The sequence below is a fragment of the Rhizobium sp. BK060 genome, assembly GCF_014193145.1.
Classification (GTDB): domain Bacteria; phylum Pseudomonadota; class Alphaproteobacteria; order Rhizobiales; family Rhizobiaceae; genus Rhizobium.
Window position 1 is genome coordinate 1 of the sequence record NZ_JACHYW010000051.1, and the last position, 16,603, is coordinate 16,603.

General features: G+C 53.7%; 14 protein-coding genes. 6 read left to right on the forward strand and 8 right to left on the reverse strand.

What is annotated here, in order from left to right:
• Window positions 1-1,054, forward strand: a 1,054-nt coding sequence (locus tag FHT71_RS30745; RefSeq protein WP_210294362.1) for a DUF4062 domain-containing protein, incomplete at its 5' end; no start/stop codon positions are given.
• 446 nt (window positions 1,055-1,500) lie between these two features.
• Here FHT71_RS30745 and FHT71_RS30750 read toward each other — a convergent pair.
• Window positions 1,501-1,941 carry a hypothetical protein gene (locus tag FHT71_RS30750; RefSeq protein WP_183723208.1) on the reverse strand — a complete coding sequence of 147 codons (441 nt, stop codon included), beginning with the start codon at window positions 1,939-1,941 and terminating at the stop codon, window positions 1,501-1,503.
• Window positions 1,942-2,085: 144 nt separating this feature from the next.
• Window positions 2,086-2,790, reverse strand: a complete 705-nt coding sequence (locus tag FHT71_RS30755; protein ID WP_183723210.1) for a hypothetical protein — start codon at window positions 2,788-2,790, stop codon at window positions 2,086-2,088.
• 121 nt (window positions 2,791-2,911) lie between these two features.
• On the opposite strand from FHT71_RS30755, the gene FHT71_RS30760 reads away from it, so the two are divergent.
• The 3 genes from FHT71_RS30760 to FHT71_RS30770 are packed head-to-tail and all read left to right on the forward strand — an operon-like array spanning window position 2,912 to window position 7,472.
• The gene (locus FHT71_RS30760) at window positions 2,912-5,284 is read left to right on the forward strand and encodes an ATP-binding protein (protein WP_183723212.1); all 2,373 of its coding nucleotides are present in this window, start codon (window positions 2,912-2,914) and stop codon (window positions 5,282-5,284) included.
• Window positions 5,281-6,954 carry a DEAD/DEAH box helicase family protein gene (locus tag FHT71_RS30765; RefSeq protein ID WP_183723214.1) on the forward strand — a complete coding sequence of 558 codons (1,674 nt, stop codon included), beginning with the start codon at window positions 5,281-5,283 and terminating at the stop codon, window positions 6,952-6,954. The genes FHT71_RS30760 and FHT71_RS30765 overlap by 4 nt, the downstream gene beginning before the upstream one ends.
• Window positions 6,951-7,472, forward strand: a complete 522-nt coding sequence (locus FHT71_RS30770; protein WP_183723216.1) for a hypothetical protein — start codon at window positions 6,951-6,953, stop codon at window positions 7,470-7,472. Before FHT71_RS30765 ends, FHT71_RS30770 begins: the two co-directional genes overlap by 4 nt.
• 684 nt (window positions 7,473-8,156) lie before the next feature.
• Here FHT71_RS30770 and FHT71_RS30785 read toward each other — a convergent pair.
• The 4 genes from FHT71_RS30785 to FHT71_RS30800 all read right to left on the reverse strand — a co-directional run bounded on the left by FHT71_RS30785 (window position 8,157) and on the right by FHT71_RS30800 (window position 12,111).
• Window positions 8,157-9,308 carry a DNA cytosine methyltransferase gene (locus FHT71_RS30785; RefSeq protein ID WP_183723220.1) on the reverse strand — a complete coding sequence of 384 codons (1,152 nt, stop codon included), beginning with the start codon at window positions 9,306-9,308 and terminating at the stop codon, window positions 8,157-8,159.
• Entirely contained in the window at window positions 9,295-9,720 is a 426-nt protein-coding gene (gene vsr, locus FHT71_RS30790; RefSeq protein WP_183723222.1) for a DNA mismatch endonuclease Vsr, read from the reverse strand. The genes FHT71_RS30785 and vsr overlap by 14 nt, the downstream gene beginning before the upstream one ends.
• Before the next feature lie 18 nt (window positions 9,721-9,738).
• Window positions 9,739-11,052, reverse strand: a complete 1,314-nt coding sequence (locus tag FHT71_RS32220) for a RelA/SpoT domain-containing protein (RefSeq protein ID WP_183723224.1) — start codon at window positions 11,050-11,052, stop codon at window positions 9,739-9,741.
• Between the two features lie 264 nt (window positions 11,053-11,316).
• On the reverse strand, window positions 11,317-12,111 hold the full coding sequence (locus tag FHT71_RS30800; RefSeq protein WP_183723226.1) for a GIY-YIG nuclease family protein: 795 nt from the start codon (window positions 12,109-12,111) through the stop codon (window positions 11,317-11,319).
• 265 nt (window positions 12,112-12,376) lie between these two features.
• Here FHT71_RS30800 and FHT71_RS30805 point away from each other — a divergent pair, with 265 nt between their 5' ends.
• Together FHT71_RS30805 and FHT71_RS30810 are read left to right on the forward strand one after the other, a co-directional pair.
• Window positions 12,377-13,621 carry a hypothetical protein gene (locus tag FHT71_RS30805; RefSeq protein WP_183723228.1) on the forward strand — a complete coding sequence of 415 codons (1,245 nt, stop codon included), beginning with the start codon at window positions 12,377-12,379 and terminating at the stop codon, window positions 13,619-13,621.
• Window positions 13,622-13,710: 89 nt separating this feature from the next.
• Window positions 13,711-14,730 carry a hypothetical protein gene (locus tag FHT71_RS30810; RefSeq protein ID WP_183723230.1) on the forward strand — a complete coding sequence of 340 codons (1,020 nt, stop codon included), beginning with the start codon at window positions 13,711-13,713 and terminating at the stop codon, window positions 14,728-14,730.
• A gap of 79 nt (window positions 14,731-14,809) precedes the next feature.
• Here FHT71_RS30810 and FHT71_RS30815 read toward each other — a convergent pair whose 3' ends face one another.
• Both FHT71_RS30815 and FHT71_RS30820 read right to left on the reverse strand, forming a co-directional pair.
• Window positions 14,810-15,358: a recombinase family protein gene (locus FHT71_RS30815; protein ID WP_183723232.1), complete on the reverse strand. Its 549-nt coding sequence runs from the start codon at window positions 15,356-15,358 to the stop codon at window positions 14,810-14,812.
• 153 nt (window positions 15,359-15,511) lie between these two features.
• The gene (locus FHT71_RS30820; protein ID WP_183723234.1) at window positions 15,512-16,228 is read right to left on the reverse strand and encodes a hypothetical protein; all 717 of its coding nucleotides are present in this window, start codon (window positions 16,226-16,228) and stop codon (window positions 15,512-15,514) included.
• Between the last annotated feature and the right edge of the window lie 375 nt (window positions 16,229-16,603).

Sequence of the window (16,603 nt, forward strand, 5' to 3'; positions counted from 1 at the left end):
GATCTCCAACCATTCCGTTCCGCTCCTATCGATGAAGGAGCTTATCTCACGGCCCCCATCACAAAAGAAAAGGTGGGCTGTTCGTCGCGCTCACAAATATCAGGTGTTTGTAAGTTCCACCTTTGTTGACCTCCAAGAGGAGCGTCGGTCGGCCATCGAAGCCATTCTGAATCTCGGCCACATCCCTGTGGGAATGGAGGCCTTCCAGGCCAGCGACGACACGCAGTGGGATTACATAAAGCGGCGGATTGACGAGAGCGATTATTATATCGTCATCGTCGGCGAGCGCTACGGCTCCGAACAGGACGGCAAGAGCTACACTCAGATGGAATATGAGTATGCTGTCGCAAACGGTGTCCCAGTGGCTGCTTTTCTTTTGGACCCTAGTGCACGGAAATCGTGGCCATCGGATAAGGTTGAGTTTGAAAAGAGGGCCAAGGTCGAGAGCTTCCGCGAACTTTGCCAGCAAAAGCTCGTCAAATTCTGGAAGAACAGCGACGAACTAGGCGGACGGGTCGCTTTGGCTCTGAACGAACTGATGCGTCAAAAGCCGCGATCGGGATGGGTGCGCGCCGATACCTTGCCGAGCAAAAACGTGATGGATGAGTTAGCCAGCCTGTCCGAAGAAAGACGCAGGTTACAATCGGTTGTCGAGCAACTGACCGCAGAGAAGACATCTTCAGCGGTATCAGGTGAAACTCTACTCCGAATGGAAGAGTTGAACAGCATAGATCTCGCCGGCTTTTTTGGGTTCAGTTCGGAAAAAGAACTTCAATATAGCTTGCTCGACACCTTCATTGACCTGTCAGATGTTCTTTCTGGGCAAACAAATGCAGCCGATATTGAGCAGGAACTAAGTAAAAAGGTGAGCTTTGAGATGAATGCTGATGAAGTCGAGCTTCTGGCGTTCGAGTTTGTAAAACACGATCTTGTATCCGCTGCCGGCAGAAGGAATTCATCCTCTTATGTCGAATTCGAATTGACGAGTTACGGCAAGTCTTTCCTGCTGCATGCCAAGAGATGGCGCTCGCTTGCGAACTCAGCCACTGACTGACCACCACTCATCGTAAAGCTCCGTTAGATTGGACGAGATTTTGCAGCCCGCGCACAATGCGGACGTAAATCGAAAGGAGACATCATCCGAATTGACCGCGAAAGCGTTCGCCGAAACCTGGAGGGGCAGCTCGAGCGTCCTCACACCGATGACGGCAAAGCCGACCGCCGACTTTCTGGATGCCTTACCAGCAACACGTTTCGTAGGAGTGGTGCCGATTGGCTGGACAGCTTCGAAGAAAGGACCGTGGCCAGCATCTAGGCAGCCGGAAAGGTGCCTATACCTCCCAAGGGTCGGCCGATTGTAAAATCGTCAACCACGATGCTTCCGGCATTTTTTGATGAGGACTTACTCATCAAGATTCTAAATTACCTTTTCCAGCTTGGCTGCGAAAGATCATCATTCGAACGGCGGCGAAAGTCACACCTGCGCGCTGCGACGCATGATTAAGCAAATGCCGCTGCCATACCCCAGCTATGAATTGGCCATGAATCGTCGGATCCATCCTCCACGGTGAAGTGGAAGTCCTTCAAGTGACGTGCCTCCATCATTCTCAGCATGTCCGAAAACTGGTCGCGCGTGACTTCGAGAGACAGGCTAAGAGACGGTAGCTCGCGACTCTTGAAAAGTGAGCCCGCATCCGGAAATTCGGTCTTCATCGGTGTGGGTGTCATGATCATTATGATGCCGGGCCAAGTGAAGTGTGGCTCCGGCATCGTGAGTGCTGCCGGTACGATCATGTAGGTGAGCTCAACGGACTGCCGCGGCGGCCCATCCTGTACGATTTGTCCGAAGCTTACTGTACATCCCCCGACAATTTCCCCTCGCCAGTTACCGAGCCTGACCTCAGGCAGTTTAAATGATCGGCTCTTCTTTGCGCGCGGCATCCGATAATCCTCATGCTCCTAGCGTACCTACTTCGCCGATCATATCGGCAACTCATTTAGCATCGAAGCACAGAATGGTGATTGCGGGCATCAGCCGGCGAAGAGGAAACATTAGCGAAATATACTCTGGTAGAAACGCGCTGATTAGGCCCCATTCTCGATCAACGCGTGCAATCGCTCCACGAAGTAGGAATTCACCCGCTCGATAGCTCCCGTGACAGGAAAGTTGAAGTGCTCGTCAAGGTCCTTTCCAGAAATAGCCAACGGCGCCGGGATCGACAGGAGGCCATAGTAGAACAGGATATGAGCATGGCTATACACGGGACTCACGCCGCAGAACTTGCCATAACCAGACAGGAGCATGTGTGTTCTAACGAGATCTTCCTGTATCAGGCGGCGCTTTCCACCATCGTAGGAACCATTACCTCTTTTAACATTGTATGAGGTAAGGGAACCGCGTTTTTCGTCAAACACAACAATGTCGATACGGATGGATCTTTCCCGGTCTCCGTAAGGAAGGTCCGTTACAAGGAGAGGTTCGATGCGTTCGCTAACACGCACTCGGTGAAGCGATTCATGAGAAAGCTTAAAGTCGTCTTCCGTCCAGACGCGCAGGCGCGCGCAATCCTTAAGGCGTTCTAGAAGAGCCCTATCGAGGACCGCGCCATGCCGTTTATATGCCGAGCTGATGATCGAGGTCGCGCGTGAGTACTTGCGGCCAGCGATTGGGTCTTCCCGGAAACTTGCGCTTCCAAGCTTCTCGATCGTATCGTCGACGAAGGGACGAAGGCGATCGAGATAGTCGTCCAGTTCAGGTATGGCCTGAGCATAAGCTGTTTGAAACGCCATGGTTCTTCCTTTGAGGGCGCATATGTACTGGCATTTGGAAAGGTTTGTCACTATCTTTACGAGTAACACATTGATAAAAATTAGATAATCCAAACATAGCTGCCTGCGAGGAAGCGACTACATGACTGATGGTGAGTTCAATCTTGAACCAAGTCCCCGTGTCCTACCTATGTTGGGCGAAATCAATCTTGATCAGTGGCGCTGCATCGCCGAGCTAGTAGACAACTCCGTTGATGGCTTTCTCAAGCAAAGTCGTGAGGACACGCCAGTTCCGAATGCACGAGTAGACGTGATCTTGCCCACCGCCGACAAGGAAGGAGCCACGGTTCGCATTCAAGACAATGGTTCCGGAATGTCGGTTGATGTTTTGGAGCAGGCCGTACGCGCGGGCTGGTCTGGAAACAATCCGATCGACAGCCTTGGGTTGTTCGGCATGGGTTTTAATATAGCGACCGCTCGCCTTGGGTCAGTCACCGAGGTTTGGACAACCCGTAAGGGCGAGCTCGAATGGCACGGGCTTACGATCGATTTCGATGAATTGCGGCGTCAGCGTCATTTTCGCACGCCCAAGCTCACCCGGCCCAAGGCCGATCCAGAGCAACATGGCACTGAAGTGACCATCAAGAAGCTCAAGCCCGAGCAACGCAAATGGTTGTGGAAAACCGCAAACCAGACCGCGTTGAGAAAACGACTAGCGCAAGCCTATTCGGCGATGCTGCGACCGAATGGCGTCCCCATCAGCTTCGAGCTTTACATCAACAACAAGCGCCTCGAAGCGCGGCGTCATTGTGTTTGGAATGAGGATCGCGTGGTTCCTGGCGTTGGTGGTACCAGCACCAGCGCGGTGATCCCAATCAATCACGCGCTGCCAGGCCGATTTTACTGCACAAACTGCCTAACATGGGTACCCGAAGCTTCTGAATCCGAACCTTGCCCGCTATGCGCTACCCAGGGCTCGGTGGTGAAGCGCCAACGCCGCATAAAGGGATGGCTTGGTATTCAACGCTATCTCGATCAGTCGGACTACGGCATTGATTTTATTAGGAACGGTCGGAAGATCGAGATTTCCAACAAGGACCTCTTCTCATGGAATGATGGAGAAGAGAGCGAAGAGCGAGAATACCCGATCGACGATCCTCGAAATCGCGGACGTATCGTGGGCGAGATTCATATCGATCACTGCCGCGTCAGCTACGCTAAGGACCGTTTCGATCGCGCCGATCCCACATGGAACGAGATGGTGCAACTTCTTCGTGGTGAGGGTCCATTGCGCCCGGAGAAGGCCAAGGAGCTAAGCTTTTCGCCGAACGAGTCACCGTTGTTTGCGCTATTTAGGGCTTTCCGCCGTACAAGTCCTCATTCCAAGACAGCTGGCGCCTACGCGCGCATCCTCATAGTGAAGGACAATAACCTCGCCATGGAGATGGCGAGTTATTTTCATGACGGCCACCCAGAATACCAGGACGACACCAAGTGGTGGGAGCTGGTGGAGGCGGCGGATCGTGAGCTGCTATACGGTCAACCAGGCCAACCTGGTCAACCAGGTGGCCAGCCAACACCTCCAGCAGGCGGAGATGACGGACTGCCACCTGGCCTCGTTGACGACAATCCGTCGCCAGCTGGCCAACCTCCCGCGCCGACGCCTCCCGCCGCGCCCACTCCCGCGTTACCACAACGTCGGGACGCCCCCAACCTAACGCGCAAGTATCACCATCAGTCATCTGGATTGGTGTGGAATGTCATCGGGTTTGAAGTCGCGTCCAACGACCCAGAGCTACCGAGCGGCGTTCCATGGACGATCGTGCTGGGGGACATCCCTACCAAGACGTATCATTATCTGTACAATCCTCTACATCCGATTTTTCAATCGATCACGATGACGCCCCGTGATGGGATGCTCACGCATCTCGCCTATATGACGGCAGATCAAACTCGTAGTTCGAGACACACCCCGGACATCGCCCTGATACTTAGCGAATTCCGTTCGGCGTACGGCGAAGAAAATGCTCTCGACTTCAAGGCACTTCCCGCAGACGCGTCGGCGATCCTGGTGGATGTCGCGCGAGCGTTGGTGAACTCTTGTCCGCCAGAAGAACGCGCGTCACTCTTCAATGATTTGTCGGTGCAAGAGCAAACGACTGTGATGCGAGCGCTTGCCGGGAAAAAGATCAAGCCCGCGGAGGCAACAATTGACGGGAGCTTCCTGCAGTCCGCTCCCGCCGACATCATTAAAACGTTGGTCATCCGACGTCCCGAACTTTGCTTTGACGGGAAGATCTGGGACGAGCCTTACACCGACCTCGACTATGGCGACGCGGAGATCACGGAAGACGCGAGACGTAGCGTTCTATCTAAGTATGTAAGCCTGGTGAGCGACGCCATATGGCTTTCCAAGCAAGATTTGAGTGACTTGGGATCGGCTTCCAAGGATGAGATCATCCGCGCTGTTATGTCGTTGCAGCTACTTAGGCCCGATGTCGAGCCATTTCAATGATACCCTTTCTTGATGATCGACGCCTTCTTCGGGGGCCATGGCAGGCATTTGAACGAGATGTGGCGAGACTGCTTATCTATGCGGGCTTCGATGATGTGCGCGTGGTTGGTGGCACCGGAGACAAGGGCGCCGATATCGTCGGTGTCAAGAATGGTGAAATCTGGGTAGTTCAGTGCAAGCACACAACCACAGCGCCCGCCAACAAGTACGCCGTGCAGGAGGCTGTCGAGGCGAGTACCTTCTACGGCGCGGACCGAATGGTCGTGGCGACTTCGAGGGCAGTCGGTGGAGGATTACAGGCGGAGATTGATCGATATCGCCGTATCGGAATCAACGTGGAACTTCTAGACCCGGCGAAGCTTGCCGTCATGGCGGCGCGCGTGCCCGAATACGCGAGGTCGCGGCGGGACCTTCGAGAATACCAGCAAGACGCGGTCGCACGCTTCAGGGAAGGATTAACCGATACAGGGCGCGCGCAAATCGTCCTGGCGACTGGCATGGGCAAGACGGTGGTGATGGCCGAGGTCGTGAGCGACCTTTTCAGGGACGGGCTAATTCGTGACAATCGTGTCCTCGTCCTCGCGGACAAGCGTGAACTAGTCCGGCAACTCCAGTTTGGCTTTTGGTACCAGCTGCCAAAGTGGGTTCCAACCCACTTGCTTTCCGGAGACGAAACGCCCTCATTTTACGACGGTATCACCTTCGCGACGGTCCAAAGTGTCATCGGGCGGATCGATGACCTCCCCAGTTTTGGGCTGGTGTTGGTAGATGAGGCACATCACATAGGGTCCACGACATTCAGGCGAGCAATAGAAGGGCTGGGGCCGCCGATGGTGGGAGGAGTGACGGCCACGCCATGGCGCGGTGATGGGTTCGACATTGACGAGATCCTCGGCAAGCCCTTGGTCCGCCTTGGCATTTCCGATGGCCTCAAGAACAAATATCTTAGTGAGGTGGACTATCGTCTCTTGGCCGACAATATTGATTGGAAGTTCGTGCAAGATAGGTCGGTTCACAGCTATTCGCTGAATCAGTTGAATAAGAAGCTCATAATGCCGACGCGAGACGAGGAAGCCGCTCGGCAGATAGCGGAGGTTTTTAGAAGCGAGCAACGGCGGGGCGGAATCGTGTTCTCACCCACCGTCGATCACGCGGAGAGCTTCGCGGGCTCCCTGCGAGGCTTCAGTCTTCGAGCCGAAGCGATTTCTTCCAGGCAAGACGCGCGAGAACGTGACAAGCTCATGGCCATGTTTCGGCGCGGGGACATCGACCTGCTGACCAGCGTCGATCTCTTCAACGAAGGCGTGGACGTTCCTGACGTAGATTTGATCGTGTTCATGCGCGCGACGCACAGCCGACGAATATTCGTCCAGCAATTGGGGCGTGGCCTTCGTATGAGTCCCGGGAAGGACAAGGTCATCGTGTTGGACTTCGTGACGGACCTCCGCCGCGTAGCGGAGGTGGTCGAACTTGAGAAAGCCGCTTCTGGGCCGCTGGAACGATTGCCACTTGGCCACCACTTGATCAACTTCAGGGATGCCTCCGCTGGCAGCTTCATGTTCGAATGGCTTAAGGATCAGGCGGATTTAATGCTGCGCGAGGGAGACGCTCAGCTTGAATTGCCCAAGTTTGATTTCCCTAGCATGCCCCAACCCGGAGGTGTCGCATGAGTCTCCCAGATACGGTTAGGCGAGAGATCAAGGAGATGCTTTGGTCGGAGGCGGACCGGCTTAATTGGCCCTCGTTATCGGCCTTCGACAAGTCACGCTACTACGGTATTTGGACGGAGACCAAGGACGTCGGCGGTCGCCTTAGCCAATATATGGACCCTCGCCAGGTCCGCGTTTACATCAAGGACACTCTTCTAAAACCATATACGCGGGAAACGTCGGCCAACCACGACTTGGCCTTTCGCGTTTTGGGTATCGGGGCGGACACAAAGCCACTCTCTAGCTACATCAAGCCGCATGGACGGTTGCTCGATGACGACCGCCAGATCGCATGGAGCAAGGCAAGCGAATGGAAAGCGACACTAATGGCTCTTCACGAACGGGCCTTCGAGCGCGGTACCCCGTATGGGGCGGTCCTGACACACGCTGGCTCCAAATTCTCGATGGATGACGACCGTCGCGTCGTAGAAGCGGCGGCATCTAAACTAGGTATCGAGAGAATAGTTTGGCTTGGCTGACAGGAGATCAAATTTCGTCCGCGCCTTGCTGAGGCTCGGCCTCTTGCTCGGCCTGTCGCTCTTCAATTGCTTTGGGCAGTTTTTCCAGCAGCTTGCCTGCTAGATAGTCAGATACTCGTTGTATAGGACAGCGTCGTCAGGGATTTCCGCCAATTTCGTGCGAAGGCGCGACCAGGATGGCGAACGTCCCACGGCGAGCGATACTCGGTCGCGCGTCTCCTGCCGGGATTCCCTATTTCCCAACTTCCAAAGCCATCGATCGCTCGATTCGATAGGGGCTTGAATGTCACAATCCGTATGTTCTCGCCGAGCGGAATCCAAATGTCGTCAACGACCAGGAGCGGACAAGAAAATCCTTGCGTAGATTGTTTGCCTGCTCGATGGAGGCGGCGTGTTGAGCAAGCCGATCAGCTAGCGCTCGGCCGTTGCAAGCGTCCGCGCTCAGTCCACCGTTGCGTCCGCCCTTGGGTATGGTCGTCCCATATATATCGGCCGTGAGAATGCGCCGTTTTCCCCGCAGCGATCGCCGCATAGTTGGGGAAATTTCCCAAGTGGTAGATAACGTATATGCCAGCGTCCTTAATATTGCGTGCGGCAACATCGGGATCGGTGAGCAGTCCTAACAGCTCGAGCTCAATGTTCCTGGCTAGATGGCCTTATCATGTGGATTTTAGGGATGGTCGCTCACGCAGCTTTCCTAGGCAAATGACTGGCGACGCCCTCGCCAACGATGCGCGCTAGTTCAACGGGAACAGCGTTTCCAAGCTGCCGCATCGTTTCCGTCCATGATCCATGGAACAGGAAGTCTTCAGGGAAAGTTTGAAGACGCGCGCTTTCGCGAACGGTAAAGTAGCGAACTGATCTATCCGGGCGAACGAGCATGTTCTCGCCGCCGGGGACGCCATGAACTCCAGCCTTTAATGTTTTCGCCGGCTCATCGAGAGCACTGCCGGTATGGCCAGGGTATGAGCGCGCTCCGGGCTGAAAACGATGATTCAAAAGCTTTTCGCTGGCGATGATATCGAATTCTGGATCAGGTAGCCCAACGAGCGCGTCACGGGTGGTGTGCCAAGGCGCCAGGTTGGTGTACTTCTCCGATGGCACGGTTTGGCTAGGCACGGCCCTATCCTTCCGCGCGACCCGATGTCGATCCCAATAATCACCATGCGCTTGATCCCAAAGGAGCGCCTCGCGTGAATGAGTTTGAAGGGGAAAGTGCCAGCTCACGCCTAGGTCTTCTCGGAAACCCACGAAGAACACGCGCTCCCGCTTCTGCGGCACGCCATAATTTGCGGCGTTTAGAACCTGAGCGACCACTCGGTAATTCAACCCGCTCCTACTTCCACTCGTGTGATGTTGTTCCAGGCGCGCGAGGTGATCTCCCCACTCCTCGTCGCGGCGGAGCTTGATTTCGGGGTGTTCCAATTGGAGCTTTACATATTCGAAATAGTTACGAAAACTCGCCCGCGTCAGTCCTTTGACATTCTCGAAAATGAAGGCTTGCGGCTGGGTCTCTCGCACGGCGCGGATGGCTTGGGGAAACATGTCCCGCGCGTCATCATAGGCGCCATGTTTGCCGCCCATTGAAAATGGCTGGCACGGCGGACCACCCGATACGAGACGGATCATCCCCTCGTATGGCCTAAAATCAATCTTTCGGACATCATCTTGCGTGACCTTCCACTTATTGACTGCAGCGATCCCCCGCTTCTTGTTTTCGCGGATGGTATCACAGCAATAAGAATCCCACTCGATCACGTTCACTGGTCTAAAACCCGCGTCGTGTAGTCCGATTCCGAGCCCACCAGCGCCGGCGAAAAGTTCAATCGATTTCATCGTGAAAAAATGCCTGTATTTTTCTTTCGAGCAAAGCCTGATCTTTTGTCTCGCATTCCCATATTACTAAAACATCCCAGCCCTTGGCCTTGAGGGCCATCTCGTTTCTGCGATCCCGAGATGCGTTACTTTCCAATTTGGGCACCCAGAACTCCTCCCGGGACTTTGGTAGGCGAGCCAGCTTGCATGTCGAATCAGGATGGCGGTGCCAGAAGCAACCATGCACGAAAATGACCTTGCATCGTATGGAAAAAACAAGGTCGGGACAACCTGGAAGATCGCGACGATGTAGCCGGTAGCGATACCCTAGGGAATGAACCAAACGACGTACAGCCATTTCAGGCTTGGTGTCCTTCGCGCGGATGAGGGACATTCGCTTCGATCGGGCGGATGTGCTAAGGGTGTCAACCATTCGAGCCAATTTCAACCATTAGGGACGTGTCGATGGGTCCTTGGCCTGCGCGAAGGCTTCGCGGACACGTTCTTCCGGATGGGTCTCCAGTTCCGTGAAGACGGAATTAAGGGCTTCGGTTGCCTCCAACAAGGCCTTGCGTGGCGGAATTTCTATCCCATGCACGAGGTTGTTGCGCAAGCGGCGAACCCCCGCGATGGTGTCCAGCGCGCCCGGGGAAAGATCCAGGGATCGCGCGCCCGTTAAGGGATCAATATAGCCGCGCTTGGTCGGGGTAAGGTCCGCGCCCAGTATTCTAAACGCTCTTTCGAGTGTGATCCACGCCGAGAGGAACTCGCCAATTTTGTCGGCCCGAGAAGCGACTTGGGTCGATTGCTGCGGGTATATTTCCGGCGCCGTCAGATTGGACTGCAATGGTCCATAGTAGGAATACAGCTCGGGATTTTGCCCAAGAACCACGTCGGCGATCTGATCCGATAGCGGCGGACCGTTCGCGGCGGCGGCCGCGTTGGGAAGCAAGGGCCGCAATTTCTCGGAACTATTCAAATCCGCCTTTTTTAGAAGTTCCCAGAGAATATCGACACGGCCAACCGCAGGCTCGCTGCCATCCGGCACACTTCCCCGCATCCATTTGTGCAGGTAAGCGGCGAGCTCGTAGTGGTTGTCGAATTTCGCGTCGTGCGGGCTGCTCAACCGCCGCTCAACCGCCTTTTGAAGTCGCTCAAGAGCGATCTCCCCTGCGATGACCATGCCGTTCAATTCATCAAGGATAGCGTGCTCCTCCTCGGAAGGTATGCCACTTTCAGGTTTATAGACGAGATCGTGCTCCACCTCCGCCCAGGCATGCATGAGGACGGAGCCCACTTGGATTTCGATCGCCGCCGCAGCATATGACTTCTCGCCGTCCTCCAAGGCCGTTTCAGGCATTAGCACACGATAGTGGTCGGCGTGATATCCATCAAACCGCTTCGAGTCCTTGCGGGGTTTCATCTTCTCGGGGAAATTCTTGATCTTCAGGACTTCAAAGTGCTCGCCCAATATGGCATTCACCTTGTCTCGATCAGCAGGGAAATAAAGCGCGATACGAACACCGGCTAGGTCAGGAATGTCAGCCCGTATTTCATCATCATTCTTGTAGCTCTTATCCTTGTTTCGCTGCAGAAGCTTGGCTTGAAGTTTATTCGGCCGTTTTGCTCGATGACTAACGATGGCCCGTATGCCTTGGGTCGCCAGCAGTTGTTCACATCGACGACTGCAAATGGACGCAGCTGATTGATAATAGTCATGTTCGCGCGCGTAAGCGCCTATGAAATTTGAAACGACCTTTGACAATCAGATAGCTCCTCTCGAAGCAACTTTAACGTGCCATGACCAGTAAATTCAAGATAGATCAGTGGATTAGTTGAATTCATTTCTTGAACGGGCGCCGCCCATAGCCTCACAAGAAGCGGCGACAGCGCGACAGAGAACGGGCCAGTCTGCCTTGGTGGTGCATCCTGCAGCCGTTCTTACGGCCCTGAACGTTTCGCGGTGCGGAGTGCGATGCGAACTCGGACATGTTTTCGCAGCCGGAGTCCGCGACAAGCTGTTGCTAGCCTAGATCGGCGCGCCGTGCAGATAGGTGCGGCTCTCTTTATAGAGGATCACATGGCTAACGAAATAGGTTGCCTGCCACCCTTGAGGTAGGGCCGCCACAATCAGTTGCATGGTTTCCCTCACAGACATCGGACGAGCCGGGACCGTGAGCCGTGAAGTGACCATATCCGGGTGTGGGTTGACCCGATAGTCATGGCGACCGACTTTGTTGCGTCCGGCCGGCAGCTGGACTGCGTAGCGTAGAGTGTACGGCAGGACATCCTTAAGTGTGATCAGCGCATCGTGAACGCTTGTTGTTCCCGGGTTCAGTATCTCCAATGGGATGTCGATGTCTATCGGGAATTGAGCATCGAAGCCCTGTTCCGGCTTGTTTGTGGTCTCCCGCTCGCGCCCTGGATCATTAGAACCGAAGCCAGAGCCGTTCCATTCCGACCCGTAATGCGCGATTACTCTCGACTCGATATCCATGGCGGTGAGGACGAGGATCTGGGCGGCCTTGAAGCAGACGTCTTCCGGACGAACATTCAGGCGCTGCTCAAACTTCCGCGAATGTCGCGCCATTCGGGTTCGCAACCCAGCCTCCGCATCAGTCTTGCCGACGTACCTGATCTGGCCATTGTGCAGTAGCAAGTAGACGCCCTGAGCCTCCGGTAACTCAAGGGCATTCGTTAAGGTAAGTGGAGTGCTGCTCATGGCATCAACCGCAGGGATGATCTGGTTCATCACCGCACGCATCAAATCAAGCTCGAATGCTATAAACCCCACCGTCAACGGCTCCAGCTCCAACTCGTGCACTTTCGCGCTCTTAACATGCCTCGACAGTTGGCACAGCCCTCGTAGGATAAAATGTTCGGCGGCGTGGGGGCGGCATCAACATAGCAACGAGCAGGTATTGCCTGTTACATCGATCCGCACGCCACATCGACGTTGAGGTCGACCATTTGTTCAGGGTCAAAGCTCGAAGTGACGAACCGGCGATTATTGAGCTTGTGTTTCGATTGGCTGTTGGCTGATATTCCGGACTTATGCGATAAAGAATCACTTTACCGATGGGCAAAGCATGGAATTTGTTTCAAAGCTGATTGATAAAAAAATTATGGGCCTGAATATTGCGGCGGTGCTCACCATTGACGAGTATTTTGGCTTCGCACCTTTAATCCTGGATAAAAATGCATTCCAGCGCAAGAAGGTAAAAAGCGGCGGAAAGACCTACGACCTCCTGCGTGATGACTTGATACAAGGTTGCGTCATTCCCCCGATCATCCTCGCTGTGAGCAGCGCGTACGGAGGTGAGCTGGACGAGCTTGTTAAGCAGGCTATCGCGGACGGCGACGCATTCGGCGAGTGGGCGGCGATTTACGCCTACATTGTGCGCGCGGCGAAAGACGGTGAGCTTTTGATCCTTGACGGCCTTCAGCGTACTCTAACGATAAATGGTATTTTGAATCGGGGCGACGGGAGCTTTACGGCTGAACAAATCGCGTCATTACGCGCGAGCAAGATCCGGATAGAAGTGTATGTTGGCCTCTCCAAGCCAGGCATCCTTTATCGTATGCTGACGCTCAATACCGGGCAAACACCAATGTCGTTCCGACATCAGCTCGAGATATTGTACAACGATTACATTGATAACGCAGATCTGCCAAACGGGATCGAGGTCGTTCGCGAAGCTGACGAAGCCCGAGCCAGGGGTGTCACGAAGTATAAGTATGCAGACGTCATCGATATGTTTTATGCCTATTCGACCGGCTCGCCCATGCCTTACACGAAACAAGGACTGGTTGGGGAATTAAAGGAACTAAACTTCCTGGAGAAGTTCAAGTTCACCCCAGAAAATGATGACATGAAGCAGCTTCTCGTCGCCTTCAACGCGATATCCAAGGAAATCGAAGCTCTTGACAGTGACTGGTCTTATCAGGCTGCTGAAGATCAGGAAGATGCCGACAATGGTGTAGTCGAGCGTCCGTTCGCAACCAATACAACTTCCTTGTTTTCCAGAGCTCAGTTTATGACGGGCTTCGGCGCTGAATGCCAGAGGTTAATTGAGCAGAAGCAATATCCCAACATAACGACGATCGGCGAGTTGGCCAGCCAACTGAAGTTCTCGGGTGAGCCGCATATAGCGCTCGATCAACTGATAGAGATATTGGATCGTATTTCAAAGAAAGCGAAGAGAATCGGCGATGCCCAACGAGCTTACGCGCAGTTTGCGTTTCGCGCATTGCTCAATCCCAACAGCGACAGTTATTTGGACTTGTCTAAATCCTGGTTGGCAGCAGAAGAAACCTACCAGATGATGTTCTGAGGGCGGCGGCGGTGCAGTCGTTTCTTGAGCTAACAGCCGACCAGGCTCGGTCTTTTGAGCTGAATATCCAACATGAGCTCGGATGGTGCGTGATCAAATCCCGTCTGGGTGATTTGGCCACGATAAAGCACGGCATTGAGGTAGATAAGCCACAAAAAGTTGAAGATTTCTCCATTATGCTGTGCCACGTGGGGGATGTCGGGGAGGCAGACACAAGAAAGGTAGTTTCCACTCCGTCAGGAACACAATTGGGCTATGCCTTTCCACTGACCTCTCTTCGAGCCGGTACAGGTATAGCTGAAGGATGGGGTTCGAGATTTGCGGAGGTAGGCTTTCGAAAGCTTGTGTCGCTCGATAATATAGATCGGTATTCACTTGTTCGAGCGACTGCCGATCTAAGGAATGGAGAATTTTTTGTTGACGAGCTCTTCTCCGATGAGCACGTAATGTTCGTCTTCAGCGACGATGGCCTTCGTAAGGCCGGACTGACGCTCGAAAGCCTTCATCTTTCGTTACTGGAACAAAATATACACGAGGTAGAAAGGTTTGGCTTGGACTTTGTGAAGGGCGATGTCACGATCGAAGACCAACACATCAATCTTCGCGTCCCCGCAGCATTAGACATTCAAGACGTCGCGATATTTTGCAAGCTGATCCGCCAGGCCGATAATGAACAGAACAGTGTCGGAAGCTTCCTGATATACTACCAACTGATCGAGTACTGTATTGATAGGATTTTCCAAATTGAGATAAAAGAGCTTCCAAAGTTGGAAGTAGACACATGGACTCTGAAAGAGAGGTTGTCTGACATAACTAACGAGGTGGGGCGCATTGGGAAGCTCGATCAGCACTATCTGTCAAAAAACGTTCGCCGCAGCAAATTCACGGATTTGAAGCAGGAGTGTTTACAAATCTTGGCTAGCGCTGGAGACCCTCAAGAGGCTGACATAACTTGGTATAAAGCGCTCTATAAGGTGAGAAACATGGTCGTGCACAACCAGATGCGATTTCACCGTCACGCGGGTAAAGTGGAGCTGTCAGCGGCGAACAAAGCGTTACGCGCAGCCTGCACAGAGGCGCTATTCAGCTTCTCGCCTAAGAGTTCTTAGGGGGAAGCGCTCACGATAGTGTGGCCAACTGGAACTGCGCCTATGCGCCGCCCTTCATACTGTCCCACGTGAAAAAAATTTATGGCGACACTTGCAAAATACGGTAGACATGCATCCGCGAACAATGGGCAACTTTTGCGATCGCGGACGCACCTAATCCTTCGCTATGGAGCTGTCGGATCAGCGAGTGATCGAGGCGAGCCTTTCCTCCTTTGTACACCCCTTCGGCCTTCGCTCGCGAAATCCCTTCACGCTGGCGCTCTTTGATAAACCGACGTTCCATCTGAGCAACCATGCCCAACACAGTCAAGATGACTTGACCCATCTCACCTCGAGTGGAGACGTGAGGGTCTAGTATAGTGACAAAGGCTCCCCTTTGCTCGCAATCGTATACGATATTAAGCACATCACGCGTATCCCTGCCTAGGCGATCTAGGCGCGTTACAACCAACTCATCTCCGGCACGCAAGAATTCGATGGTGGTCGCCAATTCAGTTCGACCGTTCCGGCTAGCGCCTGAAATTTTCTCTGCGCGCACAATCACGCAGCCCTCAGCTCTTAAGCGCTGCAGCTGAATTTCAAGATCCTGGTCGACGGTACTGACCCGAGCGTATCCAATTTTCGTCATGTGTCACCTCAAGCTTTAGGCCTTAGGCTACCCTGTCACAAATGGTCGAGGTCAAGACCGATGTTACGTTGGAAGAAGTAACGTGCCGCCCTATGCAACAGGCTATACCCTGAGGTGACGGCATGGCACGACAAGCAACTATTCGGCACGTCACTATCTCACTAGAGCATTCCAAGCATCGTTGGAAATGATACCAATCGAAGTGATACTCACGCTGCCCTTGCTTCCAGGTCGCCCCACTAAACCATAACTGCCGTTTGAGAGTCTTCCGCCGGGTCCTGCAAATCCCCCCTCGTTGGACACAAATGGAGTTATCGCCGCAATCGTTGCGTCCCGGCAAATTATTTCTACGTTTCCCCCATCGCCGCCACCGCCACCGATAACGCTCTTGGCATCACTGCCGTCATAGCCACCACGACCTCCACTTCCACCCTGCGCTTTAATTTTGATACTTGAATTCAAGAGCGAACCAGTGACCAATCGGATAGAAGCTCCGGTTCCACCCTTACCACCCTCCTCATTGCGCCCGCCCGGCCAGCCATCAATGTCTGTAACGCTTTCAATATTTATCGGACCACTGGCGCTTCCAAACAATCGTATTTCGACATTTTTGTTAATTCGTAGCAAGCTACCGGGTTCAAATCGCATTTCTTGGCACTTAATGGAAATATATGGGGATAATTGGCTCAATTCGCCGTCGGCGGAGCCAGACATTTCAACTTGGCCACTAATAACGATTGCTTTGTAATCTGGGCCGCAATCAAAGTTCGACGCTTGAATTTCTCCGTTCCAAGTTAACTCCTGCGAGAAAGCAGGAAAGCCGAAAAGCGAGAGAGCCGCCGAAATAAATGAAACTACAATCGGTCTCATCTGATCCAACCCTTCCATAATATAGTTTCGTCGCCTATTTTCTGAATTGAATCGCGTGATTTTCTAGAAGGCTCGCTGCTTTGGCTTAAATCGCGCCTAAGAGTGATCTCTGGCTGGCGCCAGTGAACGTTACTGGTTTTCGAAAAGATACAAGGCTTCTTCAGACGCAGAAATCTGTCGGACGTTCTTCTTGCCCGACGAGCTCCCAAATCCCTTAAACTCGATACCAATCGCGGCAGTAGTTTCCACTCGCTTCCAAGGATTTGGAATATTGACGAATGTAACCGACCGATTGTTACCGCGGAGATTTCGCTTTGAAGCGGGCGACCAGCTCCTCGTCGTCGACAAAGCAGTCGAGGAAGTCGTTCCATTCGT